The 20,518-nt window shown below is 38.9% G+C and carries 14 protein-coding genes; 2 read left to right on the top strand and 12 right to left on the bottom strand.

What is annotated here, in order from left to right:
• Positions 1–11: 11 nt before the first annotated feature.
• The 4 genes from AC6CH7_RS03715 to AC6CH7_RS03700 form a co-directional block, all read right to left on the bottom strand.
• Positions 12–2,390 (bottom strand): ABC transporter permease, encoded by a 2,379-nt coding sequence (locus tag AC6CH7_RS03715; RefSeq protein WP_498261401.1) that lies wholly within the window; start codon positions 2,388–2,390, stop codon positions 12–14.
• Positions 2,391–2,395: 5 nt separating this feature from the next.
• Entirely contained in the window at positions 2,396–4,789 is a 2,394-nt protein-coding gene (locus AC6CH7_RS03710) for an ABC transporter permease (RefSeq protein ID WP_498261400.1), read from the bottom strand.
• A gap of 22 nt (positions 4,790–4,811) precedes the next feature.
• Positions 4,812–5,510: an ABC transporter ATP-binding protein gene (locus tag AC6CH7_RS03705; protein ID WP_498261399.1), complete on the bottom strand. Its 699-nt coding sequence runs from the start codon at positions 5,508–5,510 to the stop codon at positions 4,812–4,814.
• A gap of 132 nt (positions 5,511–5,642) precedes the next feature.
• On the bottom strand, positions 5,643–6,887 hold the full coding sequence (locus AC6CH7_RS03700; RefSeq protein ID WP_498261398.1) for an efflux RND transporter periplasmic adaptor subunit: 1,245 nt from the start codon (positions 6,885–6,887) through the stop codon (positions 5,643–5,645).
• A gap of 181 nt (positions 6,888–7,068) precedes the next feature.
• Between AC6CH7_RS03700 and AC6CH7_RS03695 the strand changes: the two genes are divergently transcribed.
• On the top strand, positions 7,069–8,439 hold the full coding sequence (locus tag AC6CH7_RS03695) for a sigma-54-dependent transcriptional regulator (RefSeq protein WP_498261397.1): 1,371 nt from the start codon (positions 7,069–7,071) through the stop codon (positions 8,437–8,439).
• Positions 8,439–9,800 carry a sensor histidine kinase gene (locus AC6CH7_RS03690; protein ID WP_498261396.1) on the top strand — a complete coding sequence of 454 codons (1,362 nt, stop codon included), beginning with the start codon at positions 8,439–8,441 and terminating at the stop codon, positions 9,798–9,800. The genes AC6CH7_RS03695 and AC6CH7_RS03690 overlap by 1 nt, the downstream gene beginning before the upstream one ends.
• Here the strand turns inward: AC6CH7_RS03690 and AC6CH7_RS03685 are convergent, their stop codons facing one another.
• The 8 genes from AC6CH7_RS03685 to AC6CH7_RS03650 all read right to left on the bottom strand — a co-directional run bounded on the left by AC6CH7_RS03685 (position 9,801) and on the right by AC6CH7_RS03650 (position 20,211).
• On the bottom strand, positions 9,801–11,066 hold the full coding sequence (locus AC6CH7_RS03685; protein WP_498261395.1) for a glucose-1-phosphate adenylyltransferase: 1,266 nt from the start codon (positions 11,064–11,066) through the stop codon (positions 9,801–9,803).
• Between the two features lie 12 nt (positions 11,067–11,078).
• Complete coding sequence (locus tag AC6CH7_RS03680) at positions 11,079–12,485, bottom strand: glycogen synthase (RefSeq protein ID WP_498261394.1); 1,407 nt, start codon at positions 12,483–12,485, stop codon at positions 11,079–11,081.
• 448 nt (positions 12,486–12,933) lie between these two features.
• Positions 12,934–14,184 carry a sulfate adenylyltransferase subunit 1 gene (locus AC6CH7_RS03675; protein ID WP_498261393.1) on the bottom strand — a complete coding sequence of 417 codons (1,251 nt, stop codon included), beginning with the start codon at positions 14,182–14,184 and terminating at the stop codon, positions 12,934–12,936.
• Complete coding sequence (gene cysD / locus AC6CH7_RS03670; RefSeq protein ID WP_048904366.1) at positions 14,184–15,089, bottom strand: sulfate adenylyltransferase subunit CysD; 906 nt, start codon at positions 15,087–15,089, stop codon at positions 14,184–14,186. Before cysD ends, AC6CH7_RS03675 begins: the two co-directional genes overlap by 1 nt.
• Positions 15,090–15,103: 14 nt before the next feature.
• Positions 15,104–15,808, bottom strand: a complete 705-nt coding sequence (locus tag AC6CH7_RS03665; protein ID WP_048904365.1) for a phosphoadenylyl-sulfate reductase — start codon at positions 15,806–15,808, stop codon at positions 15,104–15,106.
• 2 nt (positions 15,809–15,810) lie between these two features.
• Positions 15,811–17,325, bottom strand: a complete 1,515-nt coding sequence (locus AC6CH7_RS03660) for a TSUP family transporter (RefSeq protein WP_498261392.1) — start codon at positions 17,323–17,325, stop codon at positions 15,811–15,813.
• 5 nt (positions 17,326–17,330) lie between these two features.
• Positions 17,331–18,122 carry a uroporphyrinogen-III C-methyltransferase gene (cobA, locus tag AC6CH7_RS03655; RefSeq protein ID WP_498261391.1) on the bottom strand — a complete coding sequence of 264 codons (792 nt, stop codon included), beginning with the start codon at positions 18,120–18,122 and terminating at the stop codon, positions 17,331–17,333.
• 4 nt (positions 18,123–18,126) lie between these two features.
• Positions 18,127–20,211 (bottom strand): ferredoxin-like domain-containing protein, encoded by a 2,085-nt coding sequence (locus AC6CH7_RS03650; protein WP_498261390.1) that lies wholly within the window; start codon positions 20,209–20,211, stop codon positions 18,127–18,129.
• Positions 20,212–20,518 lie beyond the last annotated feature (307 nt).

The raw sequence follows: 20,518 nt of genomic DNA, 5'->3' as shown, positions 1-20,518 counted from the left end.
ATTATTTAAGGTTATTCATATTTTAATGCATCAGCAGGATTCGTTTTCACCGCCTTTCGGGCCTGAATACTCACCGTAAGTACAGTAAGAACCGTAGATAATAATGCTGCAATAAAGAAAGGAAAAAGAGGAATGTCTATTCTATAAGCAAAGGTTTCTAACCATTTCTTTGCCAATACATAAGCCAGGGGCCAGGCAATAAGATTAGCAATCAATACTATTCCAATGAAAAAGGTATTTAGCATTTTAAACATCTGAAAATCTGTAGCACCAAGTATTTTCCTGATAGATATTTCCTTAATTCTATTGTTGGTTGTAAATGCAGAAAATGCAAAGAGTCCCAATACTGCAATAAATATGGTTAGCATTGCTGCAAAGAAAAATACCGACTGAAGTTGCTCCTGCTTTTTGAATAGCTTACCATACAACTCATCCAAAAATTCATACCTGAAATCTTCGCCATCAAGCGTATTAATTTCAGACCATTGCGACTTAAGTGCTGCAAGCGCAGAAGTCATACTACTTTGGTTGATATTTACCATTATCTTTATTTTCTTGTCATTGCATGGATTCTTTATCGCGTATATTGTTGGCGCTACAGCTGCTTCAAACCCCTGAGCTTTAAAGTCCTTTACAACACCAACTATTTTATAATCCATATTGCAACCTCTAATTACCTTACCTACTGGATTAGTTACTCCGTAACGTGCCGCTGCAGTTTCATTCAGAACTGCCGAACCGGCTGTATCAGCGATAAAATCTCGGGAAAAAAAGCGCCCGCTTTTTAACTTAATATCCAGCGTTTCAAAGTAATCAAAGTTCACATCCAGAAAGTCCATTGATAATTCCTTACCTTCCAATTTGTAATTATTTGTGCCGGGCTTAGATCCATCCGGTATGTCTGAAGCTACAGTTACGTTGTTCACTCCAGGTATTTTCATTATTTTGTTTCTTGCACTTTCAAAATCTTTAGGCTTATTGTAGAACTGGATATTTTTAACAAAAACCACCTGTGATGGTTTAAACCCTTTATCCTCTGCCTGCATATATTTTAGCTGATTGTTTACAATCAGCAAACCTGCGATAAAGATGATGGCAATTACAAACTGACCTGCCAGAAGAGAATTCCGCAACCAAAGCGTTTTGTAACTGGTTTGCATATTGCCCTTTAAAACTGATGCTGGTTTATAACCGGAAAGTACCAGAGCAGGGTAAATACCGGAGATAACTGTAACCCCTAATAAGATCAATATAAGTTGGCCAAAAAGAGACGTATTTCCATGCCATATAGACAATGGAATACCAAATAAATTATTAAACAAAGGGAGCAGCATTTCGGCTATAATAAGCCCTAATATTAAAGCTAGCAAACATTGCATAAATATCTCTGTAAGGAACTGAAACGTAAGATTAAAGCGATAAGCCCCCAGCACCTTTTTTACCCCAACTTCCTTTGCCCGTTTGGTAGTCTGGGCAATGGTAAGGTTTGTAAAGTTGATACAAGCTATAATGATAATCAGGATACCTAAGCCAAAAAGCGCGACTACAATCTTATAATTAGTATCATTGCCCGCCATTGGCTTTAAATGCAGGTTCTTTAAAGGATCCAGAAAGATAACAGAACGCCCTGCAATTCTATGGTCGTTTGCAGACATACCTCCTTTAATAAGCTCTGCCTTAAAAAGACGATCTATTTTTTGCTGGAGTGCTTCGATATTTGCTCCCTCCTTAACCTGTATAAAAGTTCTAAAATTATTTGTGCCGTAATCCTTATTATCTAAACCAATATCCTTTGAGAGCGATACAATATCAAACTTTATATTAGAATGCTCATCTGTCCTTTCAATTGTGCCAAATAATTTAACTGGCTGTGCATCTTTTTTTGGTCCGAGACCAACCATTATGGGAAATACTACTTTCTGATTTGGGAATAGCTCTTTAATAAATAATTTAGGAACATACAACTGGAATCCTGGGTCATTTTCATCAACTGACTTTGCATCCGGCCAAATGTTAAGCATTCTAGCAACTCTAAACTCCATCAACAAAGCTTTGGTTGAATAAACCCTGCCCTTTTCTGTATTGATTGGAAATTCAAACCAAGTAGGGCTCATTTTTCCAGCTACTTCTACTTCCGGAAAATTATCCTTAATTAATTTGGCAAGGGGTGCTGGTGTGTATTCGGTTTTAAAGTCCGGCAAGCTTCTGCCTACCTGATAAATTCTGTCATAATTCGGCACATCTTTATCATAGTTGGTTTCATAAGTAACATACAGGATTACTAATATAAAAGCCGCCAAAGCAATGGCAAGTCCACCAATATTAATCGCTGTATAGGCTTTGTTTTTCCAAAGGTTGCGTAGGGCTATTTTCAGGTTGAGTTTAAACATGCTGATTATTCGTATTTAAGTGCATCAATAGTGTTTGCCACTGCGGCCTTATATGATCTTAAACTCACAGTAATTAGAGTAATCAGCATGGAAATACTCATGGCCAGCACAAAAGGCCATATCGTTAAGTCCATACGGTAGGCAAAACCAGACAGCCATTTATTGACAAATAAATAAGCCAGTGGCCAGGCAATTAAATTGGCAATGAAAACCATTATCAAAAAAGAGCCGTTCAACATTTTCACTAATTCTACGGTCGAAGCACCTAGAACTTTTCTGATTGCTACTTCACGAGTCCTTTGGGTAGCTACAAAAGAAATTAAGCCGAACAAACCGATAAATGAGATGAAAATAATTACGCCGGCAAAAACTTTAAACAATGCACCGGTTATTTGTTCGCTCTCATAATAACCGTTTATTCTGTCGTTAACAAAATTTGCCTGATAAATACCGTTTGGAAAAGTGCTGTTCCAAATTCGTTCAACCTGTTTCATTGCAGGCATAATTTGTTTAGCATCTATTTTAATAGCGACATTCCAATATTCTCGTTTCCCAGGAAAAATTGCAATTCCTGAAATACTCTCTTTTAATGATTTATCATTAAAATCTTTAATTACGCCGGTAATTGGTAGGATGTTGCCGCTTGCATCTATCACTTTACCTATCACGTCCTGAGGATTTGTGACATTAATTTTTTTCAGAAACGTTTCATTCACCACACATCCATTAGCCGTATCGCTTTTTAGAAAAATCTTACCTGCAATTAATTTAAGGTCAAAAAGCTTGAAATAATTTTCATCTGCTCTTACAGTTCTTAATTCAAAATCTTTATTTTTTATTCCGTTATAGGTGAAATCAGTCGAATTTACATCGTTTGATAATGGTGCTGATTGGCAAAAACTAAGAGATTCAATCCCAGGAATCTGCAATATCTGTTCTTTAAACGTATTATACTTAGTCTTGCTTGTGCTATCGGTCAAAATGCCAACCATTGCAACTGCATTCGGGTCAAAGCCTAACGATTTCTGTTGCACATATTCCATTTGCCTGATGATTACCAATGTTCCGATAATCAAAACCACAGTTATTGAAAATTGAACGACAACCAAAATTTTACGAAGGCTTAAACTGCCCCCATTTAAAGAAATTTTATTTTTTATAGCCAAAACTGGGTTTAATCTGGAGATAATAAGTGCAGGATAAAAGCCAGCAAGAAAACCCACAAAAACAACCAGAAGCGCCATGAATACTAAAATGCTGATGTGACTGAAAAGACTAAATTCAATTTGGCCTTTAAAGAGATTTTGCATCGGCGGTATTGCCAGTTCGGTAATAACACAGGCGATTAACAGTGCGATTAAGCTTTGAGCAAAAGTTTCGGTTAAAAACTGTGCGATAAGTTGTTTCCGCTTACTACCCATAACCTTGCGAACACCAATTTCTTTTGAGCGATTTACCGATTGAGCAGTGCTTAAATTTATAAAATTGATGCATGCTGTTAGAATAAGGAACAGGCCAATTATTGCTAAACCATAAATTTCACTTTTACCAATTGTCGATTCAAGGAAATTATCGTATTGTGTACTAAAATGAATATCTCTTAATGCCTGAAGTTGATTGTTTTGATTACCAGCAATTTTTTGAATCGGATAGTACTTTTTATTAAACTTATCCAAAGATACCTGCATATCTGCAAGGCTTACTCCATCCTTTAAAAGAACATAACTTGATGAACTCGAATTAACAGAATCCCAGTTCGTGATATTCCGGCCATAATATGTTTGATAGCTAATAACGATCCCAAGCGGAAAACTGCTGTTTTGAGGCATGTCCTGTATTACCCCTGTTACCTCAAGGTTTGTTTTGGGACCTATGGTGATGGTTTTGCCAATAGCATGTTCTACTGTCCCGAAAAACTTATTTGCAAATGCTTCGGATAAAACAACGGTATTAGGCTTAGATAGTGCTTGTTGAGGATTGCCATAATGCCATCTGATATCATTAAAAACTTCAAAAAAATCAGGGTCCGCATAATATACCGCTTCCTGTGTTTTAATGACCTCTTTTCCTGTCTGGTCTTTCACATGCAGAATACCACCACGCTTTACGATCGAACCAACTTTTTCAAACCCTGCAATTTCATTTCTTGCAGCTTCAGCAAAAGGAACAGGAACTCCCGCAGAATAATCATCAAAGGCATTATACTTCCAGTTGGTTACTACTCTAAAAATCCTTTCTTCATTTTTATACCCCTCATCAAAACTCAGCTGGAAACGGATAAACATAAAAATAAGGATACAGCTGGCCATCCCAATTGAAAGACCAAGCACGTTTATAAAAGTATATCCCTTGTTTTTCCAGAGGTTCCGCAGTGCTATTTTAAGATTCAGTTTAAACATAGTAGCCTAGTTGTTAAGGTAATTAGATCAATTCCTCTGTACGCCCTTTATTTATTTTTTCAGAAATAACATGTCCATCCTTTAAGTTGATAATTCTGTTAGAGAAACTGGCATCGTGTGAAGAGTGCGTTACCATTACAATGGTCGTTCCTGTTTCGTTCAGCTCACACAATAACTCCATTACTTCATTACCATGGGAGCTATCCAAATTACCAGTAGGCTCATCGGCAAGTACCAATTTAGGTTTGGTTACCAAAGCTCTGGCAACAGCAACACGCTGTTGCTGTCCTCCAGAGAGTTGTTGTGGGAAGTGTCCGCTTCGGTTTACGATGTTCATCCTTTCTATGATCTCATTTACAAGGCGCTTGCGTTCGCCTGCAGCAACTTTATTATAGATCAGCGGCAGTTCAATGTTTTCAAAAACTGTCAGTTCATCAATCAGGTTAAAGTTCTGGAATACGAATCCCATATTACGTTTTCTGAAGTTAGAACGTTCTCTTTCGTTCAGTTTCAAAAGCTCAGTATCGATAAATTTATAACTACCACTTTCGGGTTTATCCAGCAAGCCCATTACATTTAATAAGGTAGACTTGCCGCAACCGGAAGGCCCCATTATAGAAACAAACTCTCCTTCTTTTACATGAAGATTAATACCATTTAAGGCAGTTGTTTCTATTTCTTCAGTTTTGTAAACTTTTTCCAGATTCTCAATTTTTATCATGGTTATATTTTTATGGTGTTAATCTATTTTATCTATGCTATTTTTTCATTTTAGTAACAGGAAAGCTTCTCTGCTCCTCGCACAGATCAGAGAAAGCCTTTCCTATCTAACTAACTAAAACTAAACTAATTTCTATTTACTAACTTCAATTATATCATACTGATTGAACTGATCATAAGATGAAGTAATTACTTCCTCATTCTTTTGCAAACCTTCCAGTACTTCATAATACAGATGATTTTTACGTCCAATCTTTATATTTCTTTTTGTTGCTTTCCCGTCTTTAATTACAAATGCCCATGAGCCGCCAGTGCTTTGAAAAAACTGTCCCTGTGCAAGAAGTAAGGATTTGCTATTGTCAGACAAGGTTAGTTTTACCTGCAACGACAAACCTCTTCTTAAGCCATCCGGCGATGCACCATCAAATGTTAATTCTATCTGGAACTGACCGGCAGTTACCTCAGGGATTACCTTTTTAACCGTTAAGCGATACGTTTTACCGTTAAATTCGCAGTTTGCAGATTGCCCTTCTTTTACCCTGTTGATGTAATATTCATCAACACCGGCCTGTAATTTATAACCCTGTAACACATCAATTTTACCAAGCATTTCATTAGCATTATAGGATTTACCTGTTACCGGATCATATGATGATAAGCGACCTGCAACGGGAGCTTTAATGGTCATATTCTCAATGTTCTGCCTAATGGTTTCTAAACTTTCGTTCATTCTGCTTATGGAGAAATCTATTTGTTGCAATTGCATCGTACGACTCTGGTTCTCTTGTTTTACAGCCTCTTTCAGGATTTTTTTACGACCTTGATAATACTCGTAATCCTGGCTTGATATATTAAACTCCTGCAAGGTGATTACCTTTTTTGAAAACAATACGCTGTCTATTTTATACTTACGTGTTGCCGTTCTTAAACTATTCTCAATGTCCATCATATCCTGGCTCATCACCCTTTGGTTTTGTTCAAGATCTAACCTAAGCTTGCGGAGCTGATTGATTTGTTCAATTATGCTGGTTTCACTGGAAGTGTAATTAGATAAAGCATTAGGATTTGTTATTCTTAAAAGAGGCGTTCCTTTTACTACACTGGCTCCATTTTCAGTAAAGATCTCTGCAACGGTACCACCTTCAGGAGAACTAACAATTACTGAAGTTAAGGGAACAACACTGGTATTTAATAAAACTACATCTTCGAAATCTCCATAGAGTACTTTATTGATGGTGATTTTATCGGGATCGGCATTGTAAACTTTGTTTAAAGACAAACTGTAACCATATGCAACAAGACCCACAAAGATCACTCCTCCTACCAGCATAAGGATTGTTTTCTTGTTGAATCTTTTTTTCTCTATTTTCTTATCCATTTTATTTTCTACGCTTAACACTTACCGCTAAGCCAAGTATATGCCAACTGCTCAAATAACTTTTACATTACTGTAAATCAATCAATTAAATATAACACAAAACAAAACATGTTCAAAATCGGACACTCGATGTACATCATCGAACACTTTTACTATTTTTGGTTAACAAACTTTTATTACAATGATAGATGCAACCGTTTTAGTCATTGATGATGATGATGATATCCTTTTAAGTGCAAGATTATTTTTAAAGCAGCATTTTAGTCAGGTAATCACCTGTAAATCACCAAAAGAAATTAATGTATTACTAAGCCGTAATGAGGTAGATATCATTCTGCTAGATATGAACTATCAAAAGGGAGCAAGTGATGGACGAGAAGGGATTTACTGGCTGGAGCATATTCTTTCCATAGATAAAGACTATGTCGTAATATTAATGACAGCCTATGGCAATGTTGAACTTGCTGTACAAGCCATTAAAAAAGGTGCCACAGACTTCATATTAAAGCCATGGGAAAATGAAAAATTGTTTGCCACACTGTCTGCCGCTTCAAGATTAAGGCAGTCTAACAAAAAAGTTAAGAAACTGGAGCGGATTCATTCTTCTTTGCAAAAAGACATCAACAGGCAGTTTGAAAATATTGTAGGAAACTCAGAACCTATAAAGCATTTACAAAACACGCTTGTAAAAGTAGCACCGACAGATGCCAATGTATTGATACTGGGCGAGAATGGTACAGGCAAGCAAGTGTTTGCTTATGAATTACATAAACTCTCGCACAGAAAGAACCAGATATTTATGCATGTAGATCTTGGTTCTTTAAATGAAAACCTGTTCGAAAGTGAATTATTTGGCTATGCCAAAGGCGCCTTTACTGATGCAAAAGATGACAAGCCAGGAAGATTTGAAATGGCTGAGGGTGGAACAATATTTCTGGATGAGATCGGTAACCTATCCCTGCCATTACAGGCAAAACTGCTAAGTGTAATTCAGAACCGTACGGTTAACCGTTTGGGAGAAAGTAAGGAGCGTAAAATCAATGTGCGCCTGATCACGGCAACCAATATGCCACTTAATGAAATGGTCTCGAAAGGTACATTCCGTCAGGATTTACTTTTCAGGATAAATACAGTTGAACTGCTTTTACCAGGATTAGCACAACGCGGAGATGATATTCTGCTGCTAGCAGGCCATTTTCTAAATACTTTTAGTACCAAATACCATAAAAGCATTCTGGATTTTGAGGCCAAGGCTGAGGCCATGTTGCTAAATTACCACTGGCCGGGTAATGTCCGTGAGTTACAGCACGTAGTGGAGCGAGCTGTAATCATGTCGGACAGTCTTAAAATCGGGGTAAACGACCTGCAGCTTAGTCCACAGAAATTTGGCAGCAATACGCCCATCCAATCGGACATGGGATTGGAAGAAATGGAAAAACTAATGGTGCAAAAAGCAATAGATAAACACAAAGGAAACATATCAAGAGCCGCAGCAGATCTTGGGTTAACACGTGCAGCACTTTACAGACGTATAGAAAAATTCGATTTATAATGTTTTACAAGCGTTTTACCTTCCGTTTAATAAGTCGCCTGCTGGTCATCAATGCACTGGCCGTTCTGTTATTTTTTCTCATCAAAAAAACGGAGCTATGGTTTACCATAATAGGTTTAAGCATTATTCTGATTGGCACAATGCTAAGCCTGTACTATTACATTAACCAGATCAGGGACGACATCAACAGGTTTATTCTGGCAGTAAAAACGCGCGACAATACCTTAAACTTCAAAAACAAAGCAACCAGAGGTAGTTTCCCCGAATTATATGAATCATTTAACGATATCATACAGGTTCAAAAGGATATACAGCTAGAAAAAGATTCCATGTTTCAGCTCATAAAAACTATCCTGGAACAGGTTCCCGTAGGTGTGATTGTGATAAAAGATGAAAGAGAGGACACCAAACATGAGGAAATTGTATTCTTTAATCAGGCTGCTGCCCAATTGTTAAATGTACCTGCATATAAATACTGGCATAGGCTAAGACAACATATCCCTCAATTTGCTACCGAGATAGAATCTATTGGCAAAGGAGGTAAACGGTTTATGGAACTTAAAATACAGGAAAAACTAATCCAGCTATCTACAGAAGTAATTCCATTAAACCTTTATAATACAGACTATACCATCATATCCTTCCAAAACATTAAGGACGAAATTGAGCAAAAAGAATCAGAAGCGTGGAACAGGCTCATTGGGGTTATCTCACATGAAATACTGAATTCCATAACCCCTATCAGCTCGCTTTCTAATACGGTAGACGGTATGATTGCCGACAAGCAGAGCTTAAATTTCGAACAACTGGAAGATTTAAAACCTGCAATAAAAACCATAAGGAGAAGATCGGAAGGCTTGCTAGACTTTGTAAAAGATTACCGTTTAATAGCCGAGCTACCAACGCCAGACTTACATTACCATACCATTGGTGAGATTTTGCAGCACATTAAGGTGTTAATGCAGCCCTTTGCCAGCGGCAGAAACATCATACTAAAAGTAGAGCAAACCTCCTCAAAAATCAGTATCAACATAGACTTAAAACTGGTAGAGCAAGCATTGATCAACCTGGTTACCAATAGCATTTATGCACTTGAGGGCACAACAGAACACCCTGTTATTGAAATTAGCTACAGGCTGGATCAGAACAAATTATATTTTGAGGTAAGTGATAATGGTAAAGGCATCGAACCAGAGCTATTAGAAAAGATCTTTGTGCCATTCTTTACCACCAGAAAAAATGGTTCGGGTATTGGCTTAACCATTACCCGAAACATTATGAAAATGCACCATGGAAGTTTGGAAGTAGCATCAGTTCCTTTCGAAAAAACTACTTTTTCTCTGGTGTTTAAATATCAATAATTAAATTATGGTTCCATCCGGTATAATAGCGCCTTTTTTCACTACTATAATACCATCCTTAACGGTATAAAGTTCATGATCGCCATCAGGTAAATGTGCCCCCCCAATAATCGTCACATTGTCGCCTATCCTGCTGTTTTTGTCAATTATCGCGTTTACAATTTTACAGTTATCGCCAATACCTATCAGTGGCTTAGTCCCTTTTTCCTTCTCTATTTCTATCAGGGTCTGGTATTTATCGCTACCCATTATGTAACAGCTTTCTATATGAGTACCCACCCCAATTCTTGCGCGGATACCAATAACAGCATGTTTTATGCATTTAGCCTGTAAAATACAGCCTTCAGCAATAATGGTTTTATCTAAAGTTGTACCTAAAATCTTTGATGGCGGCAACATGCGGGCACGTGTAAAAATACTATGACTGCTATCAAACAAATTGAATTTAGGAATATCATCAGTTAAGCCAAGATTAGCTTCAAAAAACGAAGATATATTACCTATATCAGTCCAGTAGCCATCATATTGATAACTTAACACATCATATTCAGTAAGCATTCTTGGAATAATCTCTTTTCCGAAATCTTTCTCATCTTCATTTTCTGCAAAAATCTTGATTAAAAGATCCTTATTAAAAATATAAATACCCATAGAAGCCAGATAATCTCGGCCCTCGGCATGCATCTCCGGACCAGTATCTGAAACCCAGTCTCCGAGATTAGTTTTAGGTTTTTCAATAAATGAAGTGATGATATTCTGTTCATTTGCCTTAAGAATCCCGAAATCAGGGGCGTCTTTAGCATTTACAGGTATGGTTGCGAGCGTAACCTGTACCCCACTATCGATGTGTGCCTGTACCATCTCTTTAAAGTCCATCTGATACAACTGATCTCCTGATAAGATAAGCACATATTCAAAGTCGTGGTTCAATAAGTGATGCATGGTTTGTCTTACCGCATCAGCAGTTCCCTGAAACCATGTCGGATTCTCGGGCGTTTGCTCAGCTGCCAGAATATCAACAAAGGCCAGACTAAAGTGGCTAAAGTGGTAAGTATTTTTAATGTGCTTATTTAAAGATGCAGAATTAAACTGCGTTAAAACAAACATGCGGTGTATACCGGAATTTAAGCAATTGGAGATTGGGATATCAACCAATCTGTATTTCCCTGCAATAGGCACAGCAGGTTTAGAGCGAGTTTGTGTAAGAGGGGCTAACCTAGAGCCCTGGCCGCCGCCAAGAATTACACCCAATACTTTGTCAGTCATGTTCATTCATATTTAAATTTGGTAAAGATCAATATACTGTTGTGCCGCATTATCCCAGGAATGATCGAGCTGCATCATAAACTTACGAATTTCTTTCACTTTTTTGTTATCCAAGTATAATTCATAGGCACGCCCCATTGCATGGTTCACGTCCCATACACTGGTTTGGTCGTGGCATATCCCAAAACCGGCATCACCAATATCAATTACCGTATCTTTAAGCCCTCCAATGCGCCTTACAATAGGTATTGTACCATATCTTAAAGCATACATCTGATTTAAACCACAAGGCTCTACCCTACTTGGCATAAGCAAAAAGTCTGCTCCCGCATATATTTGATGAGAAAGTTGTTCATTATACCCTATATAAGCATTGTAATTTCCCGGAAAAACATCTTTTAAATGGTTTAGTCTTCCTTCAACCTGCGGATCACCGGAGCCTAGCACCAATACATTTATATCGCCATTTGCCTGATGCAAAGCATTGTAAAATATATCTGGTAACAGATCTGCTCCTTTTTCTCCAACCAATCTGCCAATAAAGGTGTACAAAGGTTTTTCCGGATCCAGGTTAAAAACACTGCAAAGCGCCGCTTTGTTTGCCTTTTTACCAGCTTCAACTGTTTTAACGGAAAATTGCTTTTCGAGCATGGCATCTGCCGAAGGATTCCAAACATCATTGTCAATCCCATTTAAGATCCCTACAGATTTCCCACGCTCCTGTGCCAGCAAATCTTCCAGTCCGTTTGCCCTAAAGCTTATTTCATCAAGGTAACTTGGAGATACGGTAGTTACCCTCCACGAACATTTAATTGCTGATGCCAGCGGGTTAATAGAGCCTCTCCAATCAAGCTGGCCTGATTTCCATAAGTCGAAAGGTGGAATGTAATGAAGTTTATCCCAGCCAAACTGCCCCTGGTATTGGGCATTATGAATGGTTAATATAGTAGGTACGTTACTAATATTTCTAAACTGGTGGCAGTATGACATCATAAAAGGAACCAGTCCCGTATGGTGATCGTGGCAATGAATAACATCGGGGCGGTGCTCCCATTGTGAGATCCAATCTAAAACGGATATCTGGTAAGCTAAAAAGCGTTCTGTATCATCGTCATAACCGTACACCTTTTCCCGGTCCATAAGACCGGAAATGTGTACCAGGTAAAGATCAAAACCAAGCTTATTGGTCTTCTCTCTGAAGATTCTTACAGGAAAGTTATGGAAGCCCAATTTACTCCAGCCATCATACACCACCTCAAACTCATTCTCTTGCATAAATTTGGTCTGATAGGCAGGCATAACAACCTTAGCTACATGTCCAAGTTTATTTTGATACTTAGGCAAAGCACCAACAACATCCCCCAAACCACCTACTTTCGCAATAGGATAGCATTCGGCACTAAGGTGTATAATTTCCATAATCTGAGGTTTTAAAAATCACTCTCAAATTAGCGATTACAATAGGGAAAGCAAATAATTAAAGGAAAAAAATTTAATAAAAATGACGTTAGTTAGTTTTTAAAAAAACGGCCTACTATTCAGCGTCTGGAACCTGCTACGCTGAAGAAGCGTAAATAATTCCCAGGTCTGTTCATCGCATATCCATTTTTTTCTAAGCGCAAAAGCTAAGCAACTTTATTTTTATTGAACTAATAGAGGGGTGAGGTAAAGGGATGGAGGAGAGAAGGGGAAGGGTAAGGGGGCTGGTAAAGGAATGAGAAAAAGCGAGAAAACATTTGTTAGGTTGAGCGTCTAGTAAAAAATCAATTGTACCGCGAACAGACCTGGAACCTTTTGCCCTGAAAAAGGGCAAAAGATTCCAGACGCTGAGTAATGTATTGATTTTTTTCAAAAGCAATTGAGAAAACTAATCTGCAATTGCTCTGAACATCAAAGCAGCAACAGTTAAATTAGTTCTGCTGTCAATTAAAATGGCAGCGCCATTAGCTTTATTATCCGTGTAAAAGTCAAACGCAAGGACATCAGCAGTTTTGATTACAATACGGCCGATATCGTTTAATTTAAAGTCGTAAGCTTCCTGTTTTTCAAGAGTATTGATATCAACTTTGTGTATGATCTCGCGAACTTTACACTTGGTAACTTTACTATTGTGCTGCAATAAATAAGTAATGCTCTCGTCAAGAGGACGTTTATCCATCCAGCATACATCAGCTTCGATCAGCTGAGCGTTTTGAGGTAAGTGATCAGAGTTTACCAATACATCACCACGACTAATATCTATATTATCCTTTAGATGAAGTGTTACCGACTGACCCGCATGTACCTCAGAAGGAGTTTGATCAAATATCTCTATACGTTCAATAACTGAACTGGTACCAGAAGGCAATACTGTTACTTTATCATTTACATTAAATGAACCACTAAGCACACGACCAGCATAACCCCTGTAATCATGAAGCTCATCAGTCTGAGGCCTAACCACCCATTGCACAGGCATACGGGCAAGGTTATAATCAGGTCCTGTCTCTACATCAACATTCTCCAGGAAATGAAGCAGACTTTGGCCTTTATACCAAGGCATGTGTTCCGATTCATTAACTACATTATCACCTTTTAAAGCGCTAATAGGAATAAAAGTAACATCCTTTAGGCTTAAATCAGCAGCAAGTGTTTTGTACCTGCCCGTAATCGTGTTAAATACGTCCTCACTAAAATCAACCATATCCATTTTGTTTAAGCATACCACAACATGCTCAATACCCAATAAAGAAACCAGGTAAGAATGTCTGATGGTTTGCTCGATCACACCATTACGTGCATCGATCAAAATGATGGCAAGTTTGGCGGTAGATGCACCGGTAATCATGTTACGGGTATACTGAATATGACCCGGGGTATCAGCTATGATAAACTTACGTTTCTCAGTCTGAAAATATTTATAAGCCACATCAATGGTAATTCCCTGCTCTCTTTCAGCCCTTAGGCCGTCGGTTAAAATAGCAAGGTCAATTGATCCATCATCGTTTTTACGGTTAGACTGCTGTAGCGCCTCTAACTGATCAGCCAAAATGGAATCTGTATCATATAACAGCCTTCCAATAAGTGTGCTTTTACCATCATCAACACTACCGGCTGTAAAAAATTTAAGTAAATTCATTAAAAGTATCCTCCTTTTTTGCGGTCTTCCATTGCAGCTTCCGATACCTTATCGTCCATGCGGGCTCCGCGTTCACTAATCTTTGATGCGCTGATTTCAGCAATGATATCTTCCAGTTGATCTGCGTCAGATTCAACCGCAGCAGTACAGCTCATATCACCGACCGTACGGAAACGTACTTTCTTGTGCTCAACGATGTCCTCTTCATCCATATTTAGGAACGGAGAAGCAGCCATTAGCTGACCATTACGGGTAATTACATCCCTTTCATGAGCAAAATAAATAGAAGGCAGTTCAATGTTCTCACGACGAATGTAATTCCAAACATCAAGCTCAGTCCAGTTGCTGATAGGAAAAACACGAACGTTCTCCCCTTTGTGGATCTTTCCATTATAGATGTTCCACAGCTCCGGACGCTGACGTTTCGGATCCCATTGCCCAAACTCATCCCTTACCGAGAAGATCCGTTCTTTAGCGCGGGCTTTTTCCTCATCTCTTCGGGCCCCACCAATACAAGCATCAAAACCGTGTGCAGCAATAGTATCCAAAAGTGTAACCGTTTGCAGAGAATTCCTGCTTGCATTTTTACCTTTTTGCTCTACCACTTTACCCTGATCTATAGAATCCTGCACCGAACCAACAATCAGCTTTTCGCCAATGCGTTCAATCATTTTATCCCTGTAGGTAATGGTTTCCTCAAAGTTGTGTCCGGTGTCAATATGCACCAAAGGGAAAGGAAATTTACCTGGTCTGAAAGCCTTTTCAGCTAAACGTACCAACGTAATTGAATCCTTACCTCCCGAAAACAACAAGGCAGGTTTTTCAAATTGCCCTGCAACTTCACGTAAAATGTGAATTGCCTCGGCCTCTAATTCGTCTAAATAATCTAAATTATACTTACTCATTTTCTTTGTTGCAATTACGAAGTGGCATGTAAACCACACTCTTTTTTTGATTGATCTTCCCACCACCAGCGGCCGGCTCTAAAATCCTCGCCTTCTCTTACTGCTCTTGTACAAGGAGCACATCCTATACTAGGGAAACCCTTATCGTGTAACGTGTTGTAAACAATATTATTCTTTTTGATGTATTCCTTCACCTCATCAAGCGACCAGAAAAAGATCGGGTGAAACTTGATCAACTGATTTTGCTCGTCCCACTCCAGGTTGGTCATATCGTGCCTGTTTACAGATTGCTCAGATCTGATACCGGTTACCCATAACTGATTACCGTTTAAAGCACGCCTTAAAGGCTCCAGTTTACGAATTCCGCAGCATTCTTTTCTATTCTCTACTGATTCATAAAAACTGCTCGGACCTTTTTTATTCACCATTTCCTGTACAGCTTCTGCCTGGGGGAAATAAGCCAATATTGGCTTCTTATAAATTTCTAAAGTACGATTCCACACATAATAGGTTTCAGGAAACAACCTTCCGGTTTCCAATGTAAAAACCTCAATAGGAATATCATTTGCAAAGATCATGTGCGTAATTACCTGATCTTCCCAGCCAAAGCTGGTAGAAAAAACAATCTTACCGGGATACTCACTTGCAAAGAATTTAAGTGCATCAACCGGATCAAGTCCTTTTATTTTTTCTGCTATTTCTTCTAATTTTTCCTTCATGACTAAACTAATTTGAGGATAAAGTTGATGATGCTTCTTAAACTTACCAGAATGACAAGAATACCTACCGAAACCATAATGGTTTTAGCAGAAATCTTGTTAGATACCCTTGCCGCAATTGGCGATGCAAGTGCACTACCGATAACCAAACCTCCTACCGCTTCCCAATGTGCCCCATTTAACATGGTTATAAAGGTTAGCGAGCTCATCAACGCAATAAAAAAGCGCGTTATCTTTACTGTTCCTAATGAAAACCGGGCATTTCTTCCGCCGGCTATTAAGCTCGACAAAACAATAGAACCCCAGCCTCCGCCACCAACAGCATCAATAAAACCACCAAACAAACCCAGCAAAGAAACCTTCTTTATCTTTTTCTTTGGGCCTGTTGTTTTGGCATTTGCTTTATACGCTTTAGAAAGGATTACAAACCCCAGTATTAAAGTATATAAAGAAACAACCGGCTTGGTATAATTGCTATAATGCTCCAATGATGATAATAAGTATGCTCCCGTTACCGCACCCACAATTCCGGGGATAAGCAATAACCTGAACAGTTTCCAATTTACATTACCAAAGCGATAGTGCATCCAGCCAGCTATACCGTTACTCAAAATCTCAGAAAGATGGACACCCATACTGGCCGAAGCCGGCGGAACACCCATTGCCAAAGAGAATGAGGTGGTAGTAACACCGTACGACATTCCAATCGCACCATCAATCATCGCAAAAACAAAACCTCCCAGCAAGAACCAGTAGAACATCGGGTTCAGATTTTCAATATAAGCCTGAAATTCCGGTTCTTTATGCCAAAATGCAGTAACAACAATTACAAAAGAAAATACGATTGCCAGCCATATCAGCCACTTCATCTTACCTCTTTTGCTTTTCTCTTCCTTATCTTTAACTAAAGAAGATTCTTCATCTTTAGTTAAAGACGATTTTTCAGTAACCAATAATGATGTTACTTCATTCAATTTTTTAACCTTCGAAGCAAAATCACCATTAAGTGTATTTCTAAGTGCCTCCATTTGCTGCAAAGTATCATTCAACTCGTCAGGCAAACTATCATTTAACACTTCTTTCAACCGTTTTGCAATGGTTGGCGATTTACCGTTGGTTGATATTGCTATTTTAAGGTCGCCCTTTTTAACAATAGAACCCAGGTAAAAGTTACACAGGTCAGGTTTATCAGCAAAGTTAACCAGCAAATTGCGCTGGTCGGCCTGTATCCTGATCTCCTGATTCAGCAATTCATTATTTGTAGCTGCCACAACCAGATCTGCACCATCTAGATCGGCGGCAACAAACTCTTTTTGAAGTACTGTTACATCCTCATGTTTATCAGCAAGCTCCTGCAGTTCAGGTAAAATCTCCAGCCCTATAACGGTAATCCTGGCATCAGGACTATTGCCCAATATGGCTGTTAACTTTTCCAAACCAACCGGGCCAGCGCCGACAAGTACGGTATGTATGGTATTCAATTTTATGAAGACAGGAAATAACTGATTGCCTTCCATAAAAACTACAATTCTTCTTTTAAAGCTTGGTAAAAATTCCTGATTGGCTGAAAAGAAGGATGTAAGGAAACCACCTGACCAAAGATCAATAATGCCGGTGCTTCAATACCTTTTTCGTCTACCAGTTCCACAATCGTATCTACTGTACCCACTGCTAGTTTCTCATTCTCTGTTGATCCGCTTTGAATTGCAGCAACAGGCAATAAATTCTTACCCTCGTTCTGAAACAGCTTCACAATCTCTTTAAGCTTACCCAATCCCATCAATACCACTACGGTAGCTTTTGACCGGGCAGCCTCATAAAGATCATTAGATATTTTTCCGGAAGCGGTAGTACCAGTTACCACCCAGAAGCTCTCGCTAAGTCCGCGATGGGTAACCGGGATTTGCTGCAAACCAGGTACAGATATAGCGCTGGACAAACCAGGTACAACCGTTACCGGCACACTGTAACCCACAGCAAAGTCCAATTCCTCGTATCCCCTGCCAAACACAAACGGATCGCCACCCTTTAAACGAACCACATGGCCGTAATTCAGGGCATAATCGATCATCAGCTTATTTATTGCATCCTGACCATACGAATGTTCACCAGATCTTTTACCAACATACACCTTAATGGCATCAGGGTTGGCATAATCTAAAACTCCTTCATTAACCAAGGCATCATACAAAACCACATCAGCAGTTTTAAGTGCATTAGCACCTTTCAGTGTGATCAGTTCCGGATCACCAGGACCAGCGCCCACAAGCGTGATCCTTGGCTCTCTGTTATATATATTTTTGTGAGTGATCATTAGGTTACTCCCCTCTTGTTCCTTTAATTGAGTTATAAAAACGCTCAACATCAGCTAAGTAAGCTGTTGCAAACGCTTCTGTAGGCTCGTTTTTGTTAATTTGAAGTACCAGGTCATTAAATGAACCCTCAAGTACAACTTCTCCGGTTTCAACGTAGTTCTTATCGAACTCTCTGATCACACCAATCTGAGTGCTGCTGTTCACACCTTTATCAAGCAATAAAGCTTTGGCCGAACCGACAAATACTGCATAAGTATGATAAATGGCATCAGACCATGCCCCAGCTTCATACGAAGCCTTCGCCCAACCTAATTTCTCTTCAGATTCCAGCAACAAAGTAGCCACAAGATCTATTACCACACCTGCACATTCACCCACACCAATCGCAGTTTCAAAAGTTTCTTCATGACCCCAATCTACATACTCTTCGTCTTTAAGATTGGTAAGATCAGCAAGCGGTTTCAACAATTGATAAAAATAGTCCTTCCCATTTCTGTCATAATACTTGTTAAAGCCTTCTTCTTTTTCAGCTTTAGCACCAAAGTCGTTTAACAAGGTTCTTAAAACATCGGTAGCACGTTTAGACGGCGCTTTAATTACACGTTCAGCTACCCGGCCTTCGCCGTTACCAACTGTACCGCCGCCAAGCATCACCTGTACTGCAGGTACAACTTTACCATTAGCCTTTACCGAACTGCCGTGAAAACCAATGTGAGCCAAACCATGCTGTCCGCAAGAGTTCATACATCCGCTGATCTTTATTTTAAGGTCCTTGTCGTAAATCAATTCCGGATATTCCTCATAAATCACGTCTTCCAAAGCAACCGAAAGCGACATACTGTTTGATATACCAAGATTACAAGTATCGGTACCAGGGCAGGTAGTTACGTCGCCAACACTATCAAACCCAGGTTTCGCAAAACCTAAAGCTTTAAGTTCAACATATAATGAAGGCAAAGCACCTTCTCTAACATATTTCAATAATAACCCCTGATTCTGGGTAACACGAATCTCGTCTGCAGCAAAAGGACTAATTGCATCAACCAACTTGCGGGCAAGATCAGTTGGGATATCGCCTTTAGTTACTTTGAGGTACACACCATAAAAACCCTCTTGTTTTTGAGCAAAAGCATTAGTAGCGCGCCAGTGTTTATAATCCAATGAATTCACCACATCGTCCAAAGCAGGATAATCCAATAATTCAGGTACCTGAGGATTAGGTACAGCATCACGGTCTATTTTAAAAGATTTTGATTTATTGGCAACACGCTCTTGTTCAATAAGCCTTACAACTTCTTCTAAGCCAAGTTTCTGAACCAGGTATTTTAAACGCGCTTTATTTCTGTTGGTTCTTTCCCCGTAACGATCAAACACCCTTAGCATTGCTTCAGCATAAGGAATGATCTGGTCTTCGTGCAGAAAATCGTGAACAGGTTCAGCTAAAAATGGCTGAGCCCCTAAACCACCACCTAAAACAACTTTAAAACCACGCTCGCCTTGTTCATTAATTTTTGGAATAAAACCAAGGTCGTGGATGTAACTAAATGCCGTATCTGTTTCATCAGAAGAGAAAGAGAATTTAATCTTTCTGCCCATCTCCTGGCAAATAGGGTTACGCAAAAAATATTTAAAGAATGCATGCGCATAAGGCGATACATCAAATGGTTCGTTTGGATTTATACCTGAATCCGGAGAAGAGGTTACATTACGAACAGTGTTTCCACAGGCTTCGCGAATGGTAACATCATCACGTTGAAGTTCTTCCCAAAGCTGAGGAGTCCTGTCTAAACTTACATAGTGAATTTGAATATCCTGGCGGGTCGTCAGGTGTAAGTTCCCGCTTGCATATTCATCAGATACATCTGCAATACGTAAAAGCTGATTGAAAGTTACTTTACCAAATGGCAGTTTAATACGTACCATCTGAACGCCGGGCTGTCTTTGGCCATAAACACCACGCGCCAGACGCAGGCTTCTAAATTTCTCATCATGAATTTTACCCTCACGGAATTCCCTGATCTTCTTCTCAAGATCGATTATATCTTTTTCGACAATAGGATTTTCTAACTCTGTTCTAAAGCTCTGCATCTTTTGTTAGGTCTAATTTAAAAAAAGCTTCTTTGTCGGGGAGACTGAAGAAGCTTTTAAAAGTTTTGTTCCAAACAGTCCGTAGTACTACCCTTTCATGCATTGCATGATCCTGTAATTAAAGCTACAATTCACTGTTTTCATAAAGCAAATATATAAAGTATATAGGTTTGGTAGTACATAGAATTGTAAAAAAAGAATTAATACACTAATTATCAATCAGTTATTTTGCAATTTAAAACCATTCAATATTAGCTAAGTGAATGCTTTATAAAAGGTTACGACGTTATAAATGAATATATCCAGC

The organism is Pedobacter sp. GQ55 (genome assembly GCF_059758925.1).
This window is presented reverse-complemented; position numbering and strand designations above follow the sequence as displayed.